The 23,598-nt window shown below is 69.4% G+C and carries 20 protein-coding genes; 8 read left to right on the forward strand and 12 right to left on the reverse strand.

Annotation, left to right across the window (positions count from 1 at the left end):
- Positions 1 to 35 precede the first annotated feature (35 nt).
- Together ABC766_RS05415 and ABC766_RS05420 are read right to left on the reverse strand one after the other, a co-directional pair.
- Positions 36 to 722, reverse strand: a complete 687-nt coding sequence (locus tag ABC766_RS05415; RefSeq protein ID WP_345821423.1) for a response regulator transcription factor — start codon at positions 720 to 722, stop codon at positions 36 to 38.
- A gap of 212 nt (positions 723 to 934) precedes the next feature.
- Positions 935 to 1,831 (reverse strand): diguanylate cyclase, encoded by an 897-nt coding sequence (locus ABC766_RS05420; protein WP_345821424.1) that lies wholly within the window; start codon positions 1,829 to 1,831, stop codon positions 935 to 937.
- A gap of 73 nt (positions 1,832 to 1,904) precedes the next feature.
- On the opposite strand from ABC766_RS05420, the gene ABC766_RS05425 reads away from it, so the two are divergent.
- A complete protein-coding gene (locus tag ABC766_RS05425; protein WP_345821425.1) occupies positions 1,905 to 2,261 on the forward strand; it encodes a hypothetical protein in 357 nt (118 codons plus the stop codon).
- Here the strand turns inward: ABC766_RS05425 and ABC766_RS05430 are convergent.
- Entirely contained in the window at positions 2,233 to 2,622 is a 390-nt protein-coding gene (locus ABC766_RS05430; protein ID WP_345821426.1) for a hypothetical protein, read from the reverse strand. The two genes, ABC766_RS05425 and ABC766_RS05430, sit on opposite strands and share 29 nt — an antisense overlap.
- 148 nt (positions 2,623 to 2,770) lie before the next feature.
- On the reverse strand, positions 2,771 to 3,001 hold the full coding sequence (locus tag ABC766_RS05435; protein ID WP_075379691.1) for a hypothetical protein: 231 nt from the start codon (positions 2,999 to 3,001) through the stop codon (positions 2,771 to 2,773).
- Positions 3,002 to 3,236: 235 nt separating this feature from the next.
- On the opposite strand from ABC766_RS05435, the gene ruvB reads away from it, so the two are divergent.
- The 3 genes from ruvB (at position 3,237) to ybgC (ending at position 5,929) form a co-directional block, all read left to right on the forward strand.
- The gene (ruvB, locus tag ABC766_RS05440; protein WP_043755844.1) at positions 3,237 to 4,292 is read left to right on the forward strand and encodes a Holliday junction branch migration DNA helicase RuvB; all 1,056 of its coding nucleotides are present in this window, start codon (positions 3,237 to 3,239) and stop codon (positions 4,290 to 4,292) included.
- Positions 4,293 to 4,660: 368 nt separating this feature from the next.
- Positions 4,661 to 5,386 (forward strand): DUF4142 domain-containing protein, encoded by a 726-nt coding sequence (locus ABC766_RS05445; RefSeq protein WP_345821428.1) that lies wholly within the window; start codon positions 4,661 to 4,663, stop codon positions 5,384 to 5,386.
- 90 nt (positions 5,387 to 5,476) lie between these two features.
- The gene (gene ybgC / locus ABC766_RS05450) at positions 5,477 to 5,929 is read left to right on the forward strand and encodes a tol-pal system-associated acyl-CoA thioesterase (RefSeq protein WP_170861898.1); all 453 of its coding nucleotides are present in this window, start codon (positions 5,477 to 5,479) and stop codon (positions 5,927 to 5,929) included.
- A gap of 104 nt (positions 5,930 to 6,033) precedes the next feature.
- Here ybgC and ABC766_RS05455 read toward each other — a convergent pair whose 3' ends face one another.
- On the reverse strand, positions 6,034 to 6,822 hold the full coding sequence (locus ABC766_RS05455) for an HpcH/HpaI aldolase family protein (protein WP_043349105.1): 789 nt from the start codon (positions 6,820 to 6,822) through the stop codon (positions 6,034 to 6,036).
- 309 nt (positions 6,823 to 7,131) lie between these two features.
- On the opposite strand from ABC766_RS05455, the gene tolQ reads away from it, so the two are divergent.
- From tolQ to tolB, 4 genes are all read left to right on the forward strand, one after another.
- A complete protein-coding gene (gene tolQ, locus ABC766_RS05460; RefSeq protein ID WP_043349106.1) occupies positions 7,132 to 7,848 on the forward strand; it encodes a protein TolQ in 717 nt (238 codons plus the stop codon).
- Between the two features lie 27 nt (positions 7,849 to 7,875).
- Positions 7,876 to 8,322, forward strand: coding sequence for an ExbD/TolR family protein (locus tag ABC766_RS05465; RefSeq protein ID WP_043349109.1), 447 nt, complete (start codon positions 7,876 to 7,878; stop codon positions 8,320 to 8,322).
- 9 nt (positions 8,323 to 8,331) lie between these two features.
- Complete coding sequence (gene tolA, locus ABC766_RS05470; RefSeq protein WP_182591925.1) at positions 8,332 to 9,669, forward strand: cell envelope integrity protein TolA; 1,338 nt, start codon at positions 8,332 to 8,334, stop codon at positions 9,667 to 9,669.
- 66 nt (positions 9,670 to 9,735) lie between these two features.
- A complete protein-coding gene (gene tolB / locus ABC766_RS05475) occupies positions 9,736 to 11,073 on the forward strand; it encodes a Tol-Pal system beta propeller repeat protein TolB (protein ID WP_043387949.1) in 1,338 nt (445 codons plus the stop codon).
- A gap of 210 nt (positions 11,074 to 11,283) precedes the next feature.
- Here tolB and ABC766_RS05480 read toward each other — a convergent pair whose 3' ends face one another.
- The 7 genes from ABC766_RS05480 to secA form a co-directional block, all read right to left on the reverse strand.
- The gene (locus ABC766_RS05480; protein ID WP_345821431.1) at positions 11,284 to 12,516 is read right to left on the reverse strand and encodes an MFS transporter; all 1,233 of its coding nucleotides are present in this window, start codon (positions 12,514 to 12,516) and stop codon (positions 11,284 to 11,286) included.
- A 37-nt stretch (positions 12,517 to 12,553) separates the two neighbouring features.
- Complete coding sequence (locus ABC766_RS05485; RefSeq protein ID WP_345821433.1) at positions 12,554 to 15,148, reverse strand: sensor histidine kinase; 2,595 nt, start codon at positions 15,146 to 15,148, stop codon at positions 12,554 to 12,556.
- A 375-nt stretch (positions 15,149 to 15,523) separates the two neighbouring features.
- Positions 15,524 to 16,924: an adenosylhomocysteinase gene (gene ahcY / locus ABC766_RS05490; protein ID WP_043353165.1), complete on the reverse strand. Its 1,401-nt coding sequence runs from the start codon at positions 16,922 to 16,924 to the stop codon at positions 15,524 to 15,526.
- 159 nt (positions 16,925 to 17,083) lie between these two features.
- Complete coding sequence (locus ABC766_RS05495) at positions 17,084 to 17,488, reverse strand: hypothetical protein (protein WP_043353166.1); 405 nt, start codon at positions 17,486 to 17,488, stop codon at positions 17,084 to 17,086.
- A 307-nt stretch (positions 17,489 to 17,795) separates the two neighbouring features.
- Positions 17,796 to 19,739, reverse strand: coding sequence for a KUP/HAK/KT family potassium transporter (locus ABC766_RS05500; protein ID WP_345821436.1), 1,944 nt, complete (start codon positions 19,737 to 19,739; stop codon positions 17,796 to 17,798).
- 124 nt (positions 19,740 to 19,863) lie between these two features.
- Positions 19,864 to 20,535, reverse strand: coding sequence for a dethiobiotin synthase (gene bioD / locus ABC766_RS05505; RefSeq protein WP_345821437.1), 672 nt, complete (start codon positions 20,533 to 20,535; stop codon positions 19,864 to 19,866).
- A gap of 7 nt (positions 20,536 to 20,542) precedes the next feature.
- Positions 20,543 to 23,437 carry a preprotein translocase subunit SecA gene (gene secA, locus ABC766_RS05510; protein ID WP_345821439.1) on the reverse strand — a complete coding sequence of 965 codons (2,895 nt, stop codon included), beginning with the start codon at positions 23,435 to 23,437 and terminating at the stop codon, positions 20,543 to 20,545.
- Positions 23,438 to 23,598 lie beyond the last annotated feature (161 nt).

The following is a 23,598-nucleotide window of genomic DNA, read 5'->3' on the forward strand; positions in this document are numbered from 1 at the left end:
GGGGGCGGTCCCGGCGGGACCGCCCGGAGTCCCGCTCAGTGCCGGGACTGGTTGTCGTTGCCGGATGACCGGCTGTCGGTCCCGCGCCGGACCTGCTCCCCGCTCTCGACGACGGGCGCAAGTCCGAGCTGCCGGGCGAGAGAGACCAGATCCTTCAGCCGTCCGGTCTGGGTCTTGCGCCGCAGGTTGAGCCGGTGCGTTTCCACGGTGCGGACGCTGAGCGCCAGCCGCCGCGCGACCTCCTTGTTGCTGAACCCGGAGCTGAGGAAGCGCAGCACCTCGGCCTCCCGGGGGGTGAGCCCGAGGCCGTCCCCCGCCTCGGCCGGCAGCGCCACCGGTTGCTCCGGGGGAACAAGGCAATCGGAGCCCTCGGCGAGAGCGAGCAACGCGGCGCCGAGTTCCCGCGGCGACTTGGACCGCGCCACGAAGGCGTCTGCGCCCGCGGCCAGCAGGGTTCGCAGGTCGTCCGCCGTGAGGGCGCCGAAGGCGACCAGCGTGCGGAGGTTCGGCTGCCGCTCCTTCAGCGCGACGATGCGGGCAATGCCGTCGGCCAGCCGGATCTCGTCGAGGAAGACCAGGGCGACGATGCTGCCGGCGTCAGCGCGGTCCAGATCGGCTTCCCCAACGGTGTGAAACTCCGGCATGTGTTCCAGGGTGGCGCGCACCGTCGCGCTCAGGTCCTCCGGCTCATCCAGGATCAGGACGCCAACGGCCGTACTCATGACCTCGCACCTCGCTCTCCCAGCTTGATACAGGCGGCCGGGATCGAAGGCGAAGTTCCAAGATCCGTTCCAATAACGGTTGATGAATATTAAGCTTTATATTGGCGGAATCGCGCCGCTCTGGCGGATACTCGGCGGATCGATGCGCCGATCTGGGACGACGTCCGAACACTGTTCGACAGACTGTGCCGATTTGGGCCTGCTCCGCAGTCTCAACCTGCGACGGCCCGGGCCCCCTCGCCCCGGTCCGGCACCACCCGGTTCCGGCCGCTTCCCTTGGCGGCGTAGAGGGCGATGTCGGCCCGCTTGACCAAAGCCTCGAGGCTGTCGCCGTCGCGCCACGTGCTGACGCCGAAGCTGCAGCTCAAGCCCACCGGCCCCTTGGTCCCGCGGATCTTCAGGGCCTGGACGCCGATACGAAGATATTCGGCATGCGCCACCGCCCTCAGGAGGCTGCAGCCCGGCAGGATCACGGCGAATTCTTCCCCGCCGAGGCGTCCGGCGATCCCCTCCCCGGAGATCGTCTCGGCCACGGCCTTGATCGCCACGTCGCCGACATCGTGACCGTGCTCGTCGTTGATGCGTTTGAAATGGTCGATGTCGAGCAGGATCGCCGAGATCACCGGCGGGGTCCGGTGCTGCTCCACGGCGATGCGCGCCCGGTTGAAGAAGGCGCGCCGGTTGTAGGAGCCGGTCAACGGGTCCGTTTCGGCGAGGCGGATCAATTCCTCTTGCAGGGTCGTCAGGCGCTCTGCCGCGCGCAGCCGCGCGTTCAGTTCCTCGGCGCTCGGCGGCTTCTCGATGAAGTCGTCGGCGCCACTGTCGAGGGCCTCGGCCAGGCTGCGGACGTTGCGCGCCGACGACATGGTGATGACGTGCAGCGGCCCGCGGGATTCCGCGAGGAGCCGGGCCGACCAGCAGAGTTCCAGCCCACAGAGCGGCCGGACCTCCAGGCTGGTGATCAGGACGCGAACCGCGGGCGTCGCCGCCAGGAATTGCAGCGCCTGCTCGGAATCCGTGAAGGCGTGCACCGCGTGGCCCCGAGGCTCGATCAGCGACGTGATGATCTGCAGCACGACGCGGCTCGAGTCGACGATGACAATCTGCATGGCGTGACCCGCAACTGAGATCCGCGGTTTAAGCTGGAAGGCTTAACTCCCCCCCAACGGAGCTGATTTCAGCATGAGCGTGGCGATTACCACTCCGGATCGGCGCTATATCGTTGTTCGGGAACGCCTGTGGCGCTGCGCCAACCCGGATTTGTCAGAGGCCTGCAGAGAGGCGCTGGTGAAGCGCCTGATGGCGGCGCGCCGGGACGTCAAACACGCCAAGCAGGCTGAGCGGGCCGGCGAAGCGGGGGCCGCGGAAGCGCTGACGGCCGCCAGGGCCGCGGTCGACGCGGCCAAGATCGCCCTCGGCGAGCGCGGGCCGGTCTGGTGGACGGACGGCGCGCCAGACCTGAACCGGCACCTCGTCCGCAACACGCCCTACGCGCCGTGGTTCGCGGCGCTCACCGCCGGGGCACCTGAACCGCGATGACCCGTGCCCCGGCCACCGGGTCTGCGCCGACCGCGCGCTCGTGGCGCCGAGCCTTGGGCGCGGCGTTGATCACCGTCAGGGTCGGCTGGGCCGCCGGAGCGGCCGGAATCCCCGTCACCGTCGGGATGCCGTAAGTGCCGTAGCTCCACGGGGCGGGCACGATCTGGCTCGGGCGCGGCACGCGGGTCAGCGGAGCGCCGATATAGGTTCCGCGCACGAATTCGCCGGCGAAGCTCGGATCGCCGGCATAGCCCGAACCGTACGAGACCGGCGCGTAGGGCTCGATGCTCCGGAAGGTCTGCGCCGACGCGGGCGCAGCCGCCGCCAGGGCGATCAGCGTCAGGACCATCCGGTTTGTCATGAGGCCGGCTCCGATGAGGGGCGGCGCGCTCGGTCCGCGCCGGATGCGGGGCCAACAGACCGGATCATCCGCCGTTCCGCGTTTCCAGCCGCGGAGAGTGCTGAATAACCCCTCATCCCGGCACGATCGACGCTCGGATGCGGCACACTCACCGGCAGGTGGTGATCCGCCGGACCACCCAGCCCTCCCCTTCGATCCACAGGCGGCGACGCGCCCGGCTGCAGGTGACGTCGTCGTCCCGCTCCACGGTCGCGCCGTGAACCTGCGGATCGGCTTCGGCGACCTTGGTTTCGACAGGGGTGGGTGCGGCCTGAGCCGCGAGCGGCATGAGGAACAATGCGGCGCCGGCTGCGCCGGCGGCAATCAAACGGATCTTCATGGCGGGAAACGCGCTCTGCGGCCGTGCTTGGGGATTCGCTTCAGGAATGCACGGGCCGCCGGTTCGGTTGCATCCGTTGCGGTGAGCCGTGCGCCCTCTCACATCCGCGGCCGCGGCGCTTAGATTTCCCGGCATTCGCGAGTAAGGAAGAACAAAACCGGACGCGCCGGTGTCCTGACGTCCTGCGAGGTCCCTGATCGCGGGCTGCGCGGCTCGGTCCACGAAGCAAGGGTTCATGAGCAAGCCGAAGCCTCCGACCAACGCGCTCCTGACGCCGGAGAAGCGTGCCGAAGATGTGGATCAGACGATCCGCCCTCTGAGCCTGTCCGAGTTCATCGGGCAGCGTGCGGCGCGGGCGAACATGCAGGTGTTCATCGAGGCGGCGCGGAAGACCGGCCAGGCGCTGGACCACGTGCTGTTCGTCGGCCCGCCGGGCCTGGGCAAGACGACGCTCGCCCAGATCGTGGCGCGCGAACTCGGCGTGAACTTCCGCTCGACCTCCGGCCCGGTGATCGCCAAGGCCGGGGACCTGGCCGCGCAGCTCACCAACCTGGAGGAGCGCGACGTCCTGTTCATCGACGAGATCCACCGGCTCAACCCGGCGGTGGAGGAGATCCTCTACCCGGCCATGGAGGATTACCAGCTCGACCTGATCATCGGCGAGGGCCCGGCGGCGCGCTCGGTCAAGATCGAGCTGCCGAAGTTCACGCTGGTGGGCGCCACGACCCGGGCGGGGCTGCTGACCACGCCGCTGCGAGACCGGTTCGGGATCCCGATCCGGCTGGAATTCTACGAGATCGACGAGCTGGAGCAGATCGTGGCGCGCGGGGCGCGGGTCCTGGGCCTGGGGATGTCGGCGGAGGGAGCCAACGAGATCGCCCGGCGGGCGCGGGGCACGCCGCGGATCGCCGGGCGTCTCCTGCGGCGGGTGCGGGACTTCGCCGTGGTGGCGGAGGCCGAGACGGTGACGCGGGCGATCGCCGACCGGGCGCTGCAGCTGCTCGACGTGGACGCGGCCGGGCTCGACGTGATGGACCGCAAGTACCTGAGCCTGATCGCGCGCTCCTTCGGGGGCGGCCCCGTGGGGATCGAGACGATCGGGGCGGCCCTGTCGGAGCCGCGCGACGCGATCGAGGACATCATCGAGCCGTATCTCATCCAGCGCGGCTTCGTGCAGCGCACCCCCCGCGGCCGCGTCCTCACCCGGCACGCCTACCGCCACATGCAGCTGCCGGAGCCGAAGCGCGAGACGCCGGGACAGTTCGGCTTCTTCGGAGACGAAGCACCATAAGGCCCGCCGCCGACCTGCCCATGCATGGAGTTCGGATCAGCATTTCCCGCCGCTCATGCACCGGTAGCCCCGAAAACCGAGGCTCCCGCGAAGAGGTTTTGCGGCGCACCATTAGTAAGGCGCTGCAATTAAAGCCCTTTTGATGACGACGCTCAAGCAATATTGCTAAGCTTAGTTGTTGGCTTGGACGATGATCTGCACGAAAAAAGTGCCGGATCCCATGGAACAGCGCCCAAACGCGACAGTTGTGGAGGCGACCGCGCTCAGTCTGCTGGGCGCCGGGAAGCCTGTTGGGATCGAGGCCCTGTCTCTCTGATCGCGACAGATCTTCGAGATCTCAAAAACAACGTCAGGGATAAACTTCCGCCATGAAGAAGCTTACGCTCGCCGTGCTCGGCCTGTCCGTCGCCGCCATCTCTGCGCCGGCTCTTGCGCAGGACGCCCTTCCGATCCGCGTGCTGCCCTTCGCCAATCAGGACGGCGTCGGCGCCGCTGCGACCGAGACGCCCGCCTTCCGGGCCGAGGCGCTCCGCTCGGATGCCGCCAGCATCGAGGCGAGCCGCATGGCCCTTCAGCGGTCGCGGAACCCGCAGGTCCGCAACTACGCCAACCGTGTCCTCGTCGAGCGCAAGGCGACCACCGACGCGCTGCTGCCGCCGAACACCTCGCTGTCGCGCAGCGGCTCGGTCGTGTCCGATAACCAGGGTATCCGCACCGATCTGAGCAACCCGGTCGGCCTCGTGCTCGCCCCGGTCACGGTGGCTGCCAACATCGGCACCGGCATCGTCGGCGGCGCTCTCGGCGCGGTCGGGCTCGTCGACAACAACCCGGCCGAGCCGGGCCGCCGCGTGGCCCTCGGTGACCGCGGCCAGGCGCGTCTGGCGCAGCTCCAGGCGGCGCGCAGCGGCCGGGCCTTCGACCGGACCTATATCGACCAGCAGGCCCGCTCTGACGCCCGCACCCTGGCGCTCTACGACGCCTACGCCAAGTCCGGCGACAACGCCCAGGGCCGCAAGTTCGCCACTGAGGCGCTGCCCTACATCGCCGACGAGCACGCCCATTCGGCGAGCCTCGCGGCCCGCATCGGCGGCTGAGCCGCGCGTCATCGATGCTCTGAGCGAGGGCCGCCCCCGGGCGGCCCTCGTCGTGTTGCGCCGTCGCTCAGGCCGTCGCTAAAGGAGCGCATGAGCGCGATCGAGCCCCCCATGCACGAAACGGCCGAGGTCGATGGCCAGGGCCACCGGCTTGGCGTGCGGGTCTACTACGAGGACACCGATTTCTCGGGCTTCGTGTATCATGCGAGCTATCTGCGTTTCCTGGAGCGCGGCCGCACGGAACTCCTGCGGGAACTCGCCGGCGATCAGTCCGATCTGCACCGCGACGCCCGGGGTCTCGTCTTCGTCGTCCGGCGCATGAGCCTCGATTTCATTCGGCCGGCCCGGATGGATGATCTCCTGACCGTCGTCACCCGAACCCGCGCCCTGCGCGGCGCATCGATGCACCTGACCCAGGACGTCCGGCGGGGCGATGCCGTTCTGGTTTCCGCGGATGTGACAGTCGCTTGCGTGCGAGACGGGCGCGCCGTGCGCCTCCCGGACGCGCTCCGGCGGCGTCTCGCGCCGGGAGAGGCCGCCTGACCAGATTTTGCAAAAGCGACCGCCGGCTCTGCGGCGGATACCCGGATCAGCCAGCGACTTGAGCGGATCATCCGTCGGCTTGCCAATGCAAGCCTGTCTGGAGCTCAGCCCGCCCGGGATGGATCGGCCTCGCACAGCACGCGGGCGAAGGCGTTGACGATGGTCATCGCGTCATACTCGATCGAGACCAGCTGGTAGCCCATCCCGACCATTTCCCGCGCCCGCGCAGGAGATGGCGCGAAGGCGCAGGGGATCTTGCCTGCCGCCCGGGTCTTGCGCGCGATCTCGCTGAGGGCTGCCGTCACCGCCGATCCCAGGGGATCGATGACGGTCCCCTGCGACAGGGCGATCGACAGGTCGGCGGGCCCGACCAGGATCCCGTCGATGCCCGGTACGGCGAGAATCGCCTCCAAGTCGGCGATCGCCGCCTGGGTCTCGCACATGGCGATCGTGAGGGCCCGGTCGTTGGCGCCTGCGAGGTAATCCGCCCCGTTCCGGAGCCCCGACAGCCACATGGCCCGGTCCGGCCCCCAACTCCGCTGGCCCACCGGCGGGAATTTCGCGGCGGCGGCGAACGCCTCGGCGTCCGCCACGGTGTTGATCATCGGCGCCACGACGCCGGCGGCGCCGGCGTCGAGCATCCGCGAGACCATGGCGAAGTCGCCCACCGGCACCCGCACCAGCGTCGATTTGCCGGCCAGCGCCACTTCCGTGATCGCCGCACAACAAGATTTGTAATCGTGGGTGCCGTGCTGTTGATCCAAGAGCACGGCATCGAAACCCGCGCGCGCCAGGAAGCCGGCCACCATCGGGTCCGCGATCATGGACCAGCCCAGGAACCGGGCCGGGCCGGTGGGCAGAAGGTCGGGCAAGCTGGGAACGGGGAGGGTCATGCGCGTCCTGCGTGGATCTCAGGGCTCTCGACTCGGCGCCGCTGGCGGCGACCATACGGGAGGCTCTTTCGGCAGGTCCAGCCCGAATGGCCCGGAAGCCCGCGTCCGGTGCCTCAGGATCGCCTGGATCGAAACCGATCCTTAACCCTGCCGCGCCCTTAACGGAGGCGATGCCACGGCGGGGCGCGGGGCCGCCGACGGCCCTTACTTTCGACAGATTCGCGGGCGACAGCGTTGATATCGCTCACGGATCCGACGGACGCGGGCCTCGCCCGGCGCATCGCGATCCGGAGCAGGAGATCTCGACGGATGAACCCAGCCGACGCGATGCAGGCCGCGCCTGTCGCCGACATGACGCTGCTCGGCCTGTTCCTGCAGGCCCACTTCGTCGTGAAGATCGTGATGATCGGGCTGCTCAGCGCCTCGATCTGGTGCTGGTCGATCATCGTCGACAAGACACTTCTGTTCCGCCGGACGAAAGCCGAGATGGACGCGTTCGAGGACGCGTTCTGGTCCGGCCGCTCCCTGGAGGAGCTGTTCCGCTCGTTCAACGACCGTCCGGCCACCGGCCTCGCCGCCGTCTTCGTCGCCGCCATGCGGGAGTGGAAGCGCTCCTTCGAGGGATCCGGCCGGCAGATCCAGTCGCTCTCGCAACGCATCGAGAAGCAGCTCGACGTCACCATCCACCGCGAGGTCGAGCGGCTTGAGTCGCGGCTCCTGTTCCTCGCTTCGATCGGTTCGGCCGGCCCGTATATCGGCCTGTTCGGCACGGTCTGGGGCATCATGACCGCCTTCACGTCGATCGCGGCCTCGAAGAACACGTCGCTCGCGGTCGTCGCCCCCGGCATCGCCGAGGCGCTGTTCGCCACCGCCATCGGCCTGTTCGCCGCGATCCCGGCGGTGCTCGCCTACAACAAGCTCCAGGCCGAGGTGACCAAGGCGCAGTCGCGCCTCGAGGGCTTCGCCGACGAGTTCTCCGCCATCCTCTCCCGCCAGATCGACGAGCGGCTGCCGCTCGCCGCCTGACCCGGCTGATCCAGAGGAGAATGATCCATGGGCATGGCAGCGGGCGCATCGCAGGGCGGCAAGCGCCGCCGGCGCCGGGGCCGCCGCGGCGGTCCCATCAACGAGATCAACATGACGCCGTTCATCGACGTCGTGCTCGTTCTCCTGATCATCTTCATGGTCGCGGCGCCGATGATGACCGTGGGCGTTCCCCTGGATCTACCACAATCCAAGGCCTCCCCGCTGAATTCCGACGTGAAGCCGATCACCCTGTCGATCCGCCAGACCGGCCAGGTCTTCCTGGGCGAGGACGAACTGACGGACGACACGATCGTGCCGAAGCTCATGGAGACCGCCAAGACCGGGACCGAGGAGCGCGTCTTCGTGCGCGGCGACAAGCGGGTCGATTACGGCCGCGTGGCGCAGGTGATGGCGATCGTGACCGGCGGCGGCTTCAAGAAGGTCGCCCTCGTCACCGAGCCTGAGCATCAGTAGGGCCGTCCCGTGGAGTTCCGCTTCGACCGCAAGGAACCGGGTGTCTGGATCTCCGCCGGCACCCATGTCGCGCTGCTCGCGCTGGCGCTCGTCAGCGTTGCGGCCCCGGCCCTGCCGGAGGCCCAGGAGGGCGTGCCCGTCGAGGTGATCACCGAGAACCAGTTCTCCGAGATCACCAAGGGTGAGCGGCAGGCCGACAAGCCGATGCCGAACGCGACGTCGCGGGCGGACCGCAAGGCCGAGAAGTTCGAGGATCGCGAGCCCGAGAACGCCAAGACCGACGCCCCCACCGCCCCCACCCGCACCGCCGAGATGAAGCTCGCCAACGCGGAGGAGATGCCGCTCCGCGGCGAGCCGGATCCGCAGGAGGCGGCTCAGGCCGCGAAGGCGGCGCAGGAGAAGCGCGACGCCGAGAAGGCGGCCGCCAAGGCTGCGGAGAAGGCTGCGGAGAAGGCCGCCGCGGAGAAGGCTGCGGCCGACAAGGCCGCCAAGGCCGAGGCGAAGGCCAAGTCCGAGGCCGCCGCTGCCAAGGCCGAAGCCGAGAAGCGCGAACAGCTCGAGAAGCTGATCGAGAAGCAGGAGGCCGAAGCCGAGGCCGCCGCGCAGAAGGCCGCCGCGAAGGCCAAGGCCGAGGCCGCCGCCAAGGCCGAAGCGGCCAAGGAAGCCGCGAAGGAAGCTGCGAAGGAAGCCGCCAAGAAGGCCGCGGACGCCAAGGCGAAGGCCGAGGCGGAGGCCGAGCGCCAGAAGGAGATCGCCGAGGCCAAGGCCGAAGCGGAGCGCGAGAAGGCGGAAGCCGCCGCGAAGGCCAAGGCGGAGGCTGCTGCCAAAGCGAAGGCGAAGGCCATGGCGGATGCGAAGGCGAAGGCCGACGCCGAGGCCAAGGCGCGCAAGCAGGCCGAACTCGCCGACAAGTTCAATGCTGGCGATATCCGTTCGATGCTGGCTTCGAAGGCGCCGTCGCAATCCACCGGCGCCACCGGTCACACGGTCCAGAAGGTGGCGGCGCTGGGCGCCGCGACCGGCACGGCGCAGCGTCTGTCGCCGTCGCTGCGCGACGCCCTGGTCGGCCTGCTCCAGCAGCAGATCGAGCGCTGCTACTCGGCGCCTCCCGGCGCGGCCCAGGGCGTGGTCCTGCCGGTGCTCGACATCCGCCTGAACCCGAACGGCTCGCTCAGCACCGAGCCGCGGATCATGCGCGGCGGGTCGAGCGCGGTGGATCAGTCGATCGCGCAGGCCGCGCTCCGGGCGGTGCGCCGTTGCGCGCCGTACAACATTCCGGCCACCTATGCGCCGTATTACAACGACTGGAAGGCCATCAACGCGGAGTTCGAGTTCACGGCGACCTGAGGTCTTCCAGCCCGCGTACCGCCGTCCCCGCGTCCTCGTCTGATCGTCACTCGGATCCGACCCATCATGCTGCACCTCCCATTCGTCGGGCGTCTCCCGACGTCCTATGCCGCGCGCCTGATCGCGCTTCTCGTGATGCTGACGGGCTTCCTGGCGGGGCCCGCCCAGGCGCAGCTGCAGCTGCGCATCGGCGGCGGCAACTTCCAGCCGATGCCCATCGCCATCGCGGATTTCGGCGGCGACCCGAGCCTCGGCGGCCTCGTCTCCGGCGTGGTCACCAACAACCTGCGCCGCTCCGGCTATTTCACGCCCCTCGAACACGCCCGCTTCCCGGAGCAGCCCAACTTCGATGCCGCTCCGAATTTCGAGAAGTGGCGCGCCACCGGCGTCCAGGGGCTCGTCACCGGCCGCGTCGTCCGAGAGGCCGGCCGGGTCAAGGTCGAGTTCCGGCTCTGGGACGTGACCTCCGGCCAGCAGATGACCGGCCAGCAATACGGCACGGACGCCGCCAACGTCCGGCGCACCGGCCACCTGATCTCCGATGCGGTCTACACCAAGATCACCGGCCTCGGCCCCTGGTTCGACAGCCGCATCGCCTTCGTGGACGAGACCGGTCCGAAGGAGAACCGCCGGAAGCGCCTGATGGTCATGGACCAGGACGGCGCCAACGTCCGGGCCATCACCACCGGCGAGATGTCGATCGTGGCGCCGCGCTACTCGCCGGCCACGCAGGACATCGCCTTCATGGCGCAGGCCACCGGCCACCAGCCGCGGGTCCAGGTCATCAACCTGGAGACTGGATCGCGCCAGGCGCTCGGCAATGTCGACTCGATGAGCGCGAGCCCGCGCTTCTCCCCGGACGGGCGCAAGATCGTGATGAGCGTCCAGCAGGGCGGCAACGCCGACATCGTGACCATGGACATCGCCTCGAAGGCCCAGCGGTCGATCACCAACGGCATGGCGATCGATACCTCGCCGACCTACTCGCCGGATGGCGCGCAGATCGCCTTCGAGTCCGACCGCGGCGGCTCGCAGCAGGTCTACGTGATGGGGGCGGACGGCTCGAACCCGCACCGCATCACCTTCGGCGCCGGCTCGGCCTCCCAGCCGGCCTGGTCGCCCCGGGGCGACCTGATCGCCTATACCCGGCAGCGCAACGGCGGGTTCGCCATCTGCGTGGCGAAGCCCGACGGGTCCGGCGAGCGCGTCCTCACCGAGGGCTTCCACAACGAGGGCCCGACCTTCGCGCCGAACGGCCAGTACGTGCTGTTCTTCCGCGATCCGGGCGGTCAGGGCGGCGGCAAGCTGTTCATGGTCGACATCACCGGCAAGGTCGAGCAGCCGGTCCCGACGCCCGCCTACGCGTCGGATCCCACATGGTCGCCGCTGCTGGCGGGCCGCTGAGCGGCAGCCACCTCTCCCGATCCGCGGCGTCCGGTGTTGTCGGACGCCGCGGCTCCGCCCGTCATCGCGCGTGCCGTGCGGTGACCCAGGGCCGCGTCAGGTTCGCATGCGTGGCGCCGGCCTGGATCGCTGCGCTCGGCGCGCGAACACGGCGGCGACGCGGGCCATCGCGGACGACGCCGAGGCATCTCCGGCCGCGTCCCGATCTCGTCACCCCTGCACCATCAGCCGGTCGCGCGCCTTGAGGGCCGGGAACAGCCGGCCCCAGAGCAGCGCCACGCCGATCGTCGCGGCGCCCCCGACCACCACCGCCGGGACCGCCCCGATGGCGGCGGCCAGCAGCCCGGATTCGAACTCGCCAAGTTCGTTCGAAGCCCCGATGAAGACCGTGTTCACCGCCGAGACGCGGCCGCGCATGGCGTCCGGCGTCTCCCCCTGCACGAAGGTCTGGCGCACGTAGACCGAGATCATGTCGGCGGCGCCCGTGACGAACAGGCAGGCCATCGAAAGCGGCAGCGACGTCGAGAGCCCGAAGGCGACCGTGGCGGCGCCGAACACGGCGGCGGCCCGGAGCATGCGCAGCCCGGCATGGCGCCGCAGGGGGTAATTCGCCAGCAGCACCGCCATGGCGACCGCGCCGAAGGCCGGCATGCTCCGGAGCGCCCCGAGCCCGAGTGGGCCGACATGCAGCACCTCGTCGGCATAGATCGGCAGCAGCGCCGTGGCGCCGCCGAGCAGCACGGTGAACAGGTCGAGGCTGATCGCCCCGAGCACAACGGGCTGCGAGCGGATGTAGGCGATGCCGGCCGAGAGGGCCGCCCAGGTGATCGGTGGCCGCTCGCTCACCGCCGCCGGCCGGAAGCGGATCAGCAGGATCAGGATGCTGGCCACGGCAAAGCTGGCCCCGGCTCCGCCGAACACCACGGCGGGCCCGAGGGCGTAGAGGAAGCCGCCGAGCGCCGGTCCCATCACGGAGGCGCTCTGCCACAGGGACGCGTTCCACGCGATGGCCGAGCTGAAAAGCGGTCCCGGCACCAGGGTCGGCAGCAGCGCCTGGAGGGCCGGGTTGGCGAAGGCCCTGGCGGTGCCCACGAGGATGACGAGGGCGTAGATGGGCCAGATGGCGTGCACGCCTGAGAGAGCGCAGGCGAGAAGGCCGAAGCTCGCCAGACTTTGGAGGGCGAAGGCGGCGGCGCCAACGAGGCGGCGATCGTAGGCATCCGCGACATGGCCGGTGATCAGCGCGCAGAGCACCGCCGGAAGGAAACCCGCGAGACCCACGAGGCCCAGCGCCAGGGCGGAATGGGTCACATCGTAGACGAACCAGCCGATCGCCACGGCCTGCATCTGATAGGCGAGGCCCGTCAGGAAACGGGCCGCGCCGAACAGGCGGAAATCACCGATGCCGAAGACGGACCAGCCGGAACGATCGTGTGCGGACATGCTTCCTGCTGCGCGGGACCGCCGGAAGAAGCAAGCGCTACGGCGACGTGCGTCGGTCGGATGTCGCAGCCTCGAGCCGGCTCGAGGCCACGCTCAGACCGGGCTTGCGCGGCGGCGCCTGTGGCGGGACCGGGGGGCGCGATTCGGGGATCGGCTCGCGCCGGGGGTGCCCCGCGAGATCGGTGGGGAAGGTGCAGGTCACGCGGGTGCCGTTCCCCGGAGCGGTCTCCAGCAGGACCCGGCCGCCATGCAGCTCGACGAAGGACCGGACGATCGACAGGCCGAGACCGACACCGCGATGACGGGTGCCGAGGGTGTGGCTCTCGAAGCGGTTGAACACCGAATCGGCGATCTCGGGCGGCATGCCGCGGCCGTGGTCCCGGACGCTGAGGAGAAGTTCCTGCGCGGTGCGGCGGGCATGGACCTCGACGCGCTGGCCCGCATCCGAGAAGCCGACGGCGTTGGACAGCAGGTTGAACAGGATCTGCCGGACCCGCTTCCCGTCCGCATGGACGCTGCCGATATCCTCCGGCACGTCGAGTGCCAGGGTGATGTGCGATTCCGCCAGCCGATCCTCGATGCCGCGCACGGCGGCCTCGATCGTCGCCTGGACGTCGACCTCTTCCCGCTGCAGCTCCAGCGAGCCGGCATCGATCGAGGCGAGGTCGAGGATGTCGTTGATGATGACGAGCAGCGCCGCCGAGGAGCGCATGATGTGGTCGGCATATTCGCGCTGCCGCTCGTTGAGCGCGCCCACGGTCTCGTCGCCCAGGAGCTGGGTGAAGCCGATGATGTTGGTGAGCGGCGAGCGCAACTCGTAGGAGACGTGGTGCACGAAGGTGTCGCGCAGCTGCGCGGCCTTCTCCAGGGCGTCGTTCTTCTCGGTGAGGGCCCGCTCGACGTTCACGCTCGCCGTGACGTCGATCAGGGTGAGGAGCGTCGCGCCCTCCGGGAGCGGCTGCGCCGCGCAGTCGAGGACGGTGCCGTCCACCACCTCAAGCCGGCACGCGCGGGCGGTGCGCGACTCGAGGCCGACCACCGCATCCCGGATATCGAGCCACGGCTCCTCGGCGGGCGCCAGGGTGCGGCAGGCGGCGATGACGGCGTCCACGTGCGGGCGGTCCTCGACCATGGCCGGGTCGAGCCGCCACACGGTGCAGAAGGCCCGGTTGGCGAGGGTCAGGCGCCCGTCCGCGCCGAACACGGCCACCGGCTCGGCCAGCGTGTCCAGGGTCTCGGCCTGCAGCCGCCGGAGGGCGTTGTAGCGCGACTCGGCGTTCAGGCGATCCGAGACGTCGTCGAACAGGTAGGTCAGGCCGCCCTGCGGGTTGGGATCTGCGACGACGCGCAGCGTCCGGCCGTCGGGCAGGTACCACCACGTCTGGTTCGCCTCCGCGGCCCGGTAGGCGGACAGCACGCCCTGCTTCCAGCCGCGGAAATCCGCATGCTCTTCGAGCTTCCGCTCTGCCCTGAGGTGATCGAGGATCTCGCCGTCCGATGGGCGGCCGTCCAGGAAGGCCTGATCGAGGCCCCAGAGCTGACGGTAGGCGGCGTTGTGGAAGATCAGGCGCTGCGAGACGTCGAACATCGCCACGGCGGTCGGCAGCTGGTCGAGGGTGCGGACGTTGGCGTTCATCTGCCGCTGCAGGTCGGCGCGCACGCTCTCGAGTTCCGACACGTCGATGGCGATGCCGACCCGGCCGGTCTCGAGGCCCGTCTCGAACACGTCGAGCATGCGCCGGTTGCCGGCCACGATGGCCGAGAGGCGCGGAACGCTTCGGGTCAGGCCGGCGAACCGGGCCGCCTCCTCGCGGGCGATGGTCTCCCGCGCCGGCCGGTCGAACAGCTCCAGGCCGGCATCGAGGGCCGCCTCGCGGCTCTCCGCCTCGACCGCCGCCACGTAGGCGGCGTTGACCCAGCTCAGGCCGCCGTCCCGGTTGCGCCGCCAGACCGGCTGCGGGATCGCGTCGAGGAGACCCGACAGGGCCGACAGCCCCCGGCGGGTCTCGTCCAGGGTCGCCCGCAGGTCGGCGATCTCGCAGCGCTCCTGGCTCGTCTCGCGCAGGCGCAGGAGCGCCCGTCCCGCCACGGCCTGCCCGTGAGCCTCGATGTTCCGGCCGGTCTGACTGCGCAGGCTCAGCGCGAAGCTCGTGCCCCGCGTCCGCAGGGTTTCCACGGCGGCCTCGACTGCGGTCGCGTCGGCGGCGACGAGCCAGGTCCCGAAGGCCAGCACCCGGCGGGCATAGCCCGAGGCCGGCCGTTCGCCGTGGATCGCAAGGCTGATGTCGCCCTCCACCACCGGTTCGCTGCGCTGATCCCAGGTCACGATGATCTGGCGCTCGGCGTTGAGGAGCATCTCGGCCCGGTCGTGGGCGCCGCGCAGGACATCGAGGGTCGCGGCGAGTTCGCGCTCGCGACGGGTCCACCGCCCGCGCTCGTACAGGTGGAGGAGCGACAGGATCACCGCGAAGGCTACGAGGCCGCCCAGGATCGCCAGGGCGGCCACGCTGTGGATCTCCCGCGCAGGATGCGCCGCGGCGGCCTCCGGCAGCTCGGCGAGCGCCGCGCTCGCCGTCATCAGGGCAAGTGCGCCCACGCCGATCCGAACGTGCGTCGCACGACCGACACCCATGCTTCGCCCCGCCCTCGCGCCCGATGGCGGTCCGGCCGGCGCGCGTCACCGCGCGGCGCGGAACGCACCGTTCCTGCAGTGATTCTCCCGAACCGCCGCAGCCCCGCCGATCTAAGATTCGCCCACACTCTACAGTGGGGCGGATTCGACCCGGAAGGGGAACGAAGCGTGGCCTTTGACGATGTCGGCATAATCACTCGTTAACGACACACAGAAGACACAGTTCGAATCGGCATCGAGTGCTTGACAAACGAGAAGGCCCGGCGCAGCGCGCCGGGCCTCCAGGATTCCTGCCGAACTGGCCGCGTGCCGGGACCGGACGGCGCGCCGCTCGGCCCGCGATCGGGGCCGTGCGCGCCGCCCGGAACGCCGGGCTCAGTAGCGGTAGTGCTCGGACTTGAAGGGGCCGTTCTCGGCGACGCCGATATAGGCCGCCTGATCGGGGCGGAGCTTCGAGAGCTTCACGCCGATCTTCTCCAGGTGCAGGGCCGCCACCTTCTCGTCGAGCGTCTTCGGCAGGGTGTAGACCTGCTTCTGGTACTTGCCCGGGTTGGACCACAGCTCGATCTGGGCCAGCGTCTGGTTGGTGAACGAGGCCGACATCACGAAGGACGGGTGACCGGTGGCGTTGCCGAGGTTCACCAGGCGCCCCTCCGACAGGAGGATGATGCGGTGGCCGTCCGCGAAGGTGATCTCGTCCACCTGCGGCTTGATGTTCGACCACTTGAGGTTCTTCAGGCCGGCGACCTGGATCTCATTGTCGAAGTGGCCGATGTTGCAGACGATGGCGCGGTCCTTCATCGCCCGCATGTGCTCGATGGTGATGATGTCCTTGTTGCCCGTGGCGGTGACGAAGATGTCGGCGCGCGGGGCCGCATCCTCCATGGTCACGACCTCGTAGCCCTCCATGGCGGCCTGAAGCGCGCAGATCGGGTCGATCTCCGACACGAGCACGCGGCAGCCGGCGTTGCGCAGGGAGGCGGCCGAGCCCTTGCCCACGTCGCCGAAGCCCGCGACCATGGCCACCTTGCCGGCCATCATCACGTCGGTGCCGCGACGGATGCCGTCGACCAGCGACTCCTTGCAGCCGTAGAGGTTGTCGAACTTCGACTTGGTGACCGAGTCGTTCACGTTGATCGCCGGGAAGAGCAGCTTGCCTTCCTTGGCGAGCACGTAGAGGCGATGCACGCCCGTGGTGGTCTCCTCGGAGACGCCCTTGATGCTGTCGGCGAGGCCCGCGAACCAGCCCTTCGGCTTCTCGGCGAGCTTCCGCTTGAGGAGCGCGAAGAAGACCTCCTCCTCCTCGCTCTCCGGCTTGTCGAGGAAGGCGGTATCGCCGTTCTCGGCGCGCAGGCCGAGATGGACGAACATGGTCGCGTCGCCGCCGTCATCGAGGATCATGTTCGGCATGCCGCCGTCATGCCAGTCGAACAGGCGCGAGGTGTAGTCCCAGTACTCCTCCAGGGTCTCGCCCTTGACGGCGAAGACCGGGATGCCGGCGGCGGCGATCGCGGCGGCGGCGTGATCCTGGGTCGAGTAGATGTTGCAGGAGACCCAGCGGATGTCGGCGCCGAGCGCCTTCAGGGTCTCGATCAGCACGGCGGTCTGGATCGTCATGTGGAGCGAGCCGGCGATCTTCGCGCCCTTCAGGGGCTGCGCCGCGCCGTACTCCTCGCGGACCGCCATCAGGCCCGGCATCTCCGTCTCGGCGATCGAGATTTCCTTCCGGCCGTAATCGGCCAGCCCGATATCCTTGACGATGTAATCCTTGGCCATGAGTCGATGGCTCCGTGTTCGCGTTGCGGGTCGGGGCAATCCCCTACCATCCCGCGACCTACGAAGCAATCAAGACATAAAGATGTCTTTATGCGTTCTGATCAGCGGGGCGGCCACGCGTGTGCCCGCCCCGCTCCGGATCAGGGTCGATGCGGCCGCTCAGCGGCTCGGCCGCGCCAGCCATCCGAGGCCGAAAGCCACGGCGGCCACGAGGGCGAGGGTCGCGCCGCGGTTCTCGTCCGCACGCGCCGCGAGGCTGCGGCCGTGGTGCACCGCGCGATCGCGGTAGTGATGACCGCGTTCGATCGCCTCGTCGGCCAGGGCGTGCCCGCGATCGCTGACCTCACGGAACCGGGCGCGCCCCTCCTCGACGAGGTGCTCGCCCCCGTGGCGCAGGTCGCGCACCGTGTCCCGGGCCTCGCCGTAGGCGTACTGAGCGGCGCCGGCCGCCTGATCGTAAGCGCCCTCGAACTGGTCGCCGGCCCGGCCGCGAACCGCGCCCGCGGCCGTCTTGACCCGACCGCGCAGATGGCGGACGCCGCCTTCGAGATGATCCCTGTTCATGCTGTCTCTCCGATCGGGCGCGCCCAAAGGGGGCGCGTCGCCTGTGTCGGGGCGGAACGACGGCGGACGGCTCCGGTTCCCCGCGGTGGGGCGGAGCGGCTTCAAGTTTCCGTGCTTCGGCGCACGCACGCCGGAAGCAGGTTCGGATCGGCGCGGAGCACAGGACGGCGGTCGCGCCAATCCCCGGGGCCCGATCGGTGGATATCGACGGGCCGCCGGGCCGTCGATCTCTCGGTACGACTCGGCCTCTGCTGCCGCGCGTCGCGCCGGTGACTGTCCGGGCGGCGGGAACGTCTCGGGCGCCGGGCTAGATCTCGATCTCGGTGCCGACCTCCACGACCTGCCGGGTCGGCACGCCGAAGAACGCGCCGGTGCGCTCGGCATTGCGCTGCATGAAGGCGAACAGGTTCTCCCGCCAGGGCGCCATGCCCCGCTTGTCGTTCCGCGGGATGATCGTCTCGTGTCCGACGAAGATGGTCATGTCGTCGAGGATGTGCGGCGGCAGATGGCGGGATTCGACTGCGCATGCGAGGCCTTCCGGGATCGAGGCCTCCTCCATGAAGCCGTAGCGCAGGATCACCCGGTAGAAGTCCGGCGCCAGGATCGTCACATGGGCCCGCTGATCCCGTGGGACGGTGGGCGTCTCCTCATAAAGCGCCGTGATGATCAGGATCCGCTCCATCAGGGCGCGGTTGCGCTCCACGAAGCGCGAGAGGTGCAGCGGGATCCCGTGCTCCGCGGCCGAGAGGAACGCGGCCGTGCCCGGCAGGCGCAGAAGATCGCGGTGCTGGAGGCCGGTCAGGAATACGTCTTCCGGCAGGCGCAGGGCGGCCCGCGCCTCCTCGACCAGCTCGTTGCCCTTCTTCCAGGTCAGCATCATCAGGGCGACGAGACCGGCGAGCACGAGGGGAAACCAGCCGCCCTCGAACAGCTTCACGCTGTTGGCGGCGAAGAACACGGCGTCGAGGGCGAGGAAGGCGCCGTTGACCGCGAAGACCAGGATCGGATTGTAGCCCCAGCGCAGCGCGATGAGCGCGGCGAGCAGCGTGGTGATGCCCATCAGCATCGACACCGCGATCCCGTAGGCCCCGGCGAGGGCGTCGGAGGAGCCGAACACCACCACCGCCGTGAGGGTCGCTGCGGCCAGGAGCCAGTTCACCGCCGGCACGTAGATCTGGCCGCGCTCCTCGTGCGCCGTCTGCACGATGCGCATCGCCGGCAGGAAGCCGAGCTGGATCGATTGCTGTGTCAGCGAGAACACGCCCGAGATGATCGCCTGCGAGGCGATGATGGTCGCCATCGTGGCCAGGGCGACCAGCGGCAGGTGTCCCCAATCCGGGCAGAGGCGGAAGAACGGGTTCTCAAGGGCGTCGGGCGCGGCGATCAGCAGGGCGCCCTGGCCGAAGTAATTGAGCATGAGCGCCGGGAGCACCAGCGCGAACCATGCGATGCGGATCGGCAGGGCGCCGAAATGGCCGAGATCGGCATACATCGCCTCGCCGCCGGTCACCGCCAGGAAGGCCGCGCCCAGCATCAGGAAGCTGACATGCCAGCCGGCATGGACCAGGAAGTCCACCGCCCGTAACGGGTTGGCTGCCGCCAGGATCTCGGGCTTGGCGATGATGCCGGCGATCCCGAGCAGCCCCAGCACCAGGAACCAGACGAGCATCACGGGCCCGAACACGCGGCCGATGGCGGCCACGCCTTTGTGCTGGACCAGGAACAGCCCGACCAGGATGACGAGCGTGATCGGCACGACGTACGGGCCGAGCGCCGGCGCATCGACCTTCACGCCCTCGATCGCCGACAGGACCGAGATCGCCGGGGTGATCGCGCCGTCGCCGTAGAGCAGCGCCGCCCCCACCAGACCGACCACCAGAAGCAGCGCCTTCCCCGTGCCCGGCCGGGCCTGCCGGGCGCCGAGCAGCGCCAGCATGGCGACGATGCCGCCCTCGCCGCGGTTGTCGGCGCGCAGGATCAGCACCGCGTATTTCAGCGACACGATCAGGATCAGCGACCACAGGATCAGCGACACCGCCCCCGTGGCCGCCGCCGGCACCGCGGCCCCGCCGGCGGTCGCCGCCTTCACGGCCTCCTTGAACGCGTAGAGCGGGCTCGTGCCGATGTCGCCGTACACGACGCCCAGCGCGCCCAGGACGAGGGCGGGTCGGAGCCGGCCGCGCGCCGCATCCGCGTCGGTCGTGCCGGTCTCGGGCCGGGTCTTCGCCGCCGGGGCAAGGGTCTGGCTCAATGCAGGATTCCCCGAGGGCTACCCGGTCTCGACGTCCGGACATCGCGTTCCGGCGCCGGGTGTGATGCCGCAACGATAAAGCTAGCGGCTGCGGCCGCGCCGTCCAGCAACGGACAGGCCGCGATCAGATCAGGCCGCCCAGATCCTCCGGGCAGGTCTCGCCGCGGCGCAGGCAGAACACGGGGGCGCCGGCATGCCGGGCGATCGCGGCGGCGACGGTCGCGGCGGGGGCTGGTGCACCCGGGCTCTCGCTGACCGCCACGGCGCGCAACGGCACATCGTGGAGGCGGAGGGTCTCGCAGGCGGTGAGCGCGTGGCTGATCGCCCCGAGATAGCTCCCGGAGACGAGCAGCGCCGGCACGCCGAGCGCCCGGAGCCAGTCGAGGCCGGTGGCAACCGCGGTGACCGGACTCATGAGGCCGCCGACGCCCTCGATGAGCAGCGTGCCCTCCGTGCGGGCGATCTCTGCGCGGCACCAGCCGACGAGGTCGGTGAGGTCCAGGGACCGCCCCTCCAGCACGGCCGCCTGATCGGGCGAGAGCGGCGCCGAGAACCGCCAGGGCGAGCAGGACTCCACGGCCTCCGCGTCGAGGGCGATGCCTTGCGCGTCCAGAAGACGGGCGGTGTCGCTCTCGATGAAGCCGGGATCGCCGAGGGACGGGACGCCGCTCGCGAGCGGCTTCACGGTCCGCACCGCCCGGCCCTGCGCCCGCAGGCGGCGGGTCAGGGCGGCGGTGACGTAGGTCTTGCCGATCTCGGTTCCGGCCCCGGCGATGAAGAGCGCCCGCGCGGGCATTCCGGCCTCAGGCCTGGAGGCTGCCGTGGCAGTGTTTGTATTTCTTGCCCGAACCGCAGGGGCAGGGCTCGTTGCGGCCGACGCGGCCCCAGGTGCTCGCGTCGTTCGGGTCGCGCTCCAGCACGGCTCCGTCCGCCGCCAGGCCTTGCGCCGCGTAGCCGTAGGCCGGCCCCCCGCCGCCGTCGCTGCCCGAGCCGAAGCCGGCATGGTCCATCTCGTTCTCGCCGGTGACCGGGTCGAGATGCTGGGCGAACATCGGCGGCAGTTCCGGAGGCGCCGTCGGGAATTCACCCTCCTGCTGTTCCTGGAACATGATCTCCACCCGCGACAGCTGGGCGGTCACCTGCTCGCGGAGGGCGGTCACGAGACCGCCGAACAGATCGAAGGCCTCGGACTTGTATTCGTTGAGCGGGTCGCGCTGGGCGAAGCCGCGCCAGCCGATCACCTGCCGGAGGTGGTCCAGGGTCACGAGGTGCTCGCGCCACAGGTGGTCCAGGGTCTGGAGCAGGACCTGCTTCTCGATATAGGCGGTGACCTCGGCGCCGTTCTTCTCGGTCCGCTCGGCATAGGCGGTCTCGGCGGCCTTCATCAGCCGCTCGCGCATCTCCTCGTCGGCGATGCCCTCTTCCTTGGCCCAGTCCTCGACCGGCACGTCGAGATTCAGGATCTCCTTCACCTGCTCGCGCAGGCCGGCGACGTCCCACTGTTCGGCATAGGCGTTTTCCGGGATGTGGCGGGCGACGAGGTCGTCGATCACGCCCTCACGCATCTCGTCCACGGTCTCGCGGACGCTCTCCTGCCCCATGAAGTCGCGGCGCTGCTCGAAGACGACCTTGCGCTGGTCGTTCATGACGTTGTCGTACTTGAGCACGTTCTTGCGCATGTCGAAGTTGCGCGCCTCGACCTTCTGCTGCGCCTTCTCGATGGCCTTGTTGATCCAGGGATGGATGATCGCCTCGCCCTGCTCCAGGCCGAGCTTCTGCAGCATCCCGTCCATGCGGTCGGAGCCGAAGATGCGCATCAGGTCGTCCTGAAGCGACAGGTAGAACTTCGAGCGGCCGGGATCGCCCTGGCGGCCGGAGCGGCCGCGGAGCTGGTTGTCGATGCGCCGCGATTCGTGGCGCTCGGTGCCGATGATGTAGAGGCCGCCCGGCAGGTCCTTCTTGCGCCCTGCCGCGGGATCGGCCGGCTCGCCCGAGGCCAGCACCTTGGCGCGGTTCTCGGCGATCTCCGCCTTGATCGCCTCGATGGCGGACGCGCGTTCCGGACCGTCCGCGAGGTGGCCCAGCTCCTTCTCGATGCGCATCTCGAGATTGCCGCCGAGTTTGATGTCGGTGCCGCGGCCCGCCATGTTGGTGGCGATGGTGATCGCGCCGGGGACACCCGCCTCGGCCACGATGTAGGCTTCCTGCTCGTGGAAGCGGGCATTCAACACGGCAAACCGCTTGGTCACCCGGCCCTCACGGGCGGCGGCGTAGACGTCGGTGAGCGCGTTCGGGTCGGAATAGTCGAGCAGGGTGTAGCCGGCCTTCTTGAGCATCTCGGCGAGGTGCTCCGACTTCTCGATCGAGCCGGTGCCGACCAGGATCGGCTGGTGGCGGGTATGCGCCTTGTCGATCTCGGCGATGATGCCTTCGTACTTCTCGGCGACGGTGCGGTAGACTTCGTCGTCCTCGTCGACGCGCTCGACCTCCTTGTTGGTCGGGATGTCGACCACGTCGAGCTTGTAGATCTCGGCGAACTCGTCGGCCTCGGTGGAGGCGGTGCCGGTCATGCCGGCGAGCTTCTTGTACAGGCGGAAGTAGTTCTGGAAGGTGATCGAGGCCAGCGTCTGGTTCTCGGGCTGGATCGTGACCCGCTCCTTCGCCTCCAGCGCCTGGTGGAGCCCCTCCGAGTAGCGCCGGCCCTGCATCATGCGGCCGGTGAACTCGTCGATGATCACCACCTCGTCGTTCTTGACGATATAGTCCTTGTCGCGGGTGAACAGCGTGTGGGCGCGCAGGGCCTGGTTCACGTGGTGGACCAGCGTGACGTTGTGGGCGTCGTAGAGGTCGCCCTCCTTGAGGAGGCCCGCCTCCCGCATCGCCTCCTCGATGAACTCGTTCCCCTCCTCGGTGAGCGAGACGGTGCGCTGCTTCTCGTCGAGGTCGTAGAACTCCTTGCGCAGGCGCGGCATCAGCGTGTCCACCGCCACGTAGAGTTCCGAACGGTCGTCCACCGGGCCCGAGATGATCAGCGGCGTCCGCGCCTCGTCGATCAGGATCGAATCCACCTCGTCGACGATCGCGAAATTGTGGCCCCGCTGCGCCAGCTGGGACATCTCGTACTTCATGTTGTCGCGCAGGTAGTCAAACCCGTACTCGTTGTTGGTGCCGTAGGTGATGTCGCAGGCATACGCCTCCTTGCGCTGCGCATCGTCGAGCCCGTGCACGATGGTGCCGACGCTGAGGCCCAGGAATCGGTAGACCTGCCCCATCCACTCGGCATCGCGCGAGGCGAGGTAGTCGTTCACCGTGACGACGTGGACGCCCTTGCCTTCCAGGGCGTTCAGGTAAACCGGAAGCGTCGCCACCAGGGTCTTGCCCTCGCCGGTCTTCATCTCGGCGATGCCGCCCTCGTGGAGCACCATGCCGCCGATGAGCTGCACGTCGAAGTGGCGCTGGCCGAAGACGCGCTTGGCCGCCTCGCGCACCGTGGCGAAGGCCGGCACGAGGATGTCGTCGAGGCTCTTGCCGTTGGCGAGTTCCGCCTTCAGCATATCGGTGCGGGCGCGCAGGGCCTCGTCGGAGAGGGCCTGGATCTCCGGTTCCAGCGCATTGATCTGTGCCACGCGCGGGCGATAGCCCTTGACGCGGCGGTCGTTCGAGGAGCCGAAAATCTTCTTGGCGAAGGAGCCGAGCATCGTTGACCTGCGGACGCGCGAGCCCGCACACGGGTGAGCGTGGCGGGCCGGCCTGGACGGAGTTGGCCGGGCTTATAGAGGTAAACATCGCCCGGCGCACCTGGAAGGGGCAGCCCTCAACGCATGCCGGTACGGTCACGGTTCCGGCACCGGTGAAATGG

Origin of the sequence: Methylobacterium fujisawaense (assembly GCF_039619325.1) — a bacterium.
Classification (GTDB): domain Bacteria; phylum Pseudomonadota; class Alphaproteobacteria; order Rhizobiales; family Beijerinckiaceae; genus Methylobacterium; species Methylobacterium fujisawaense.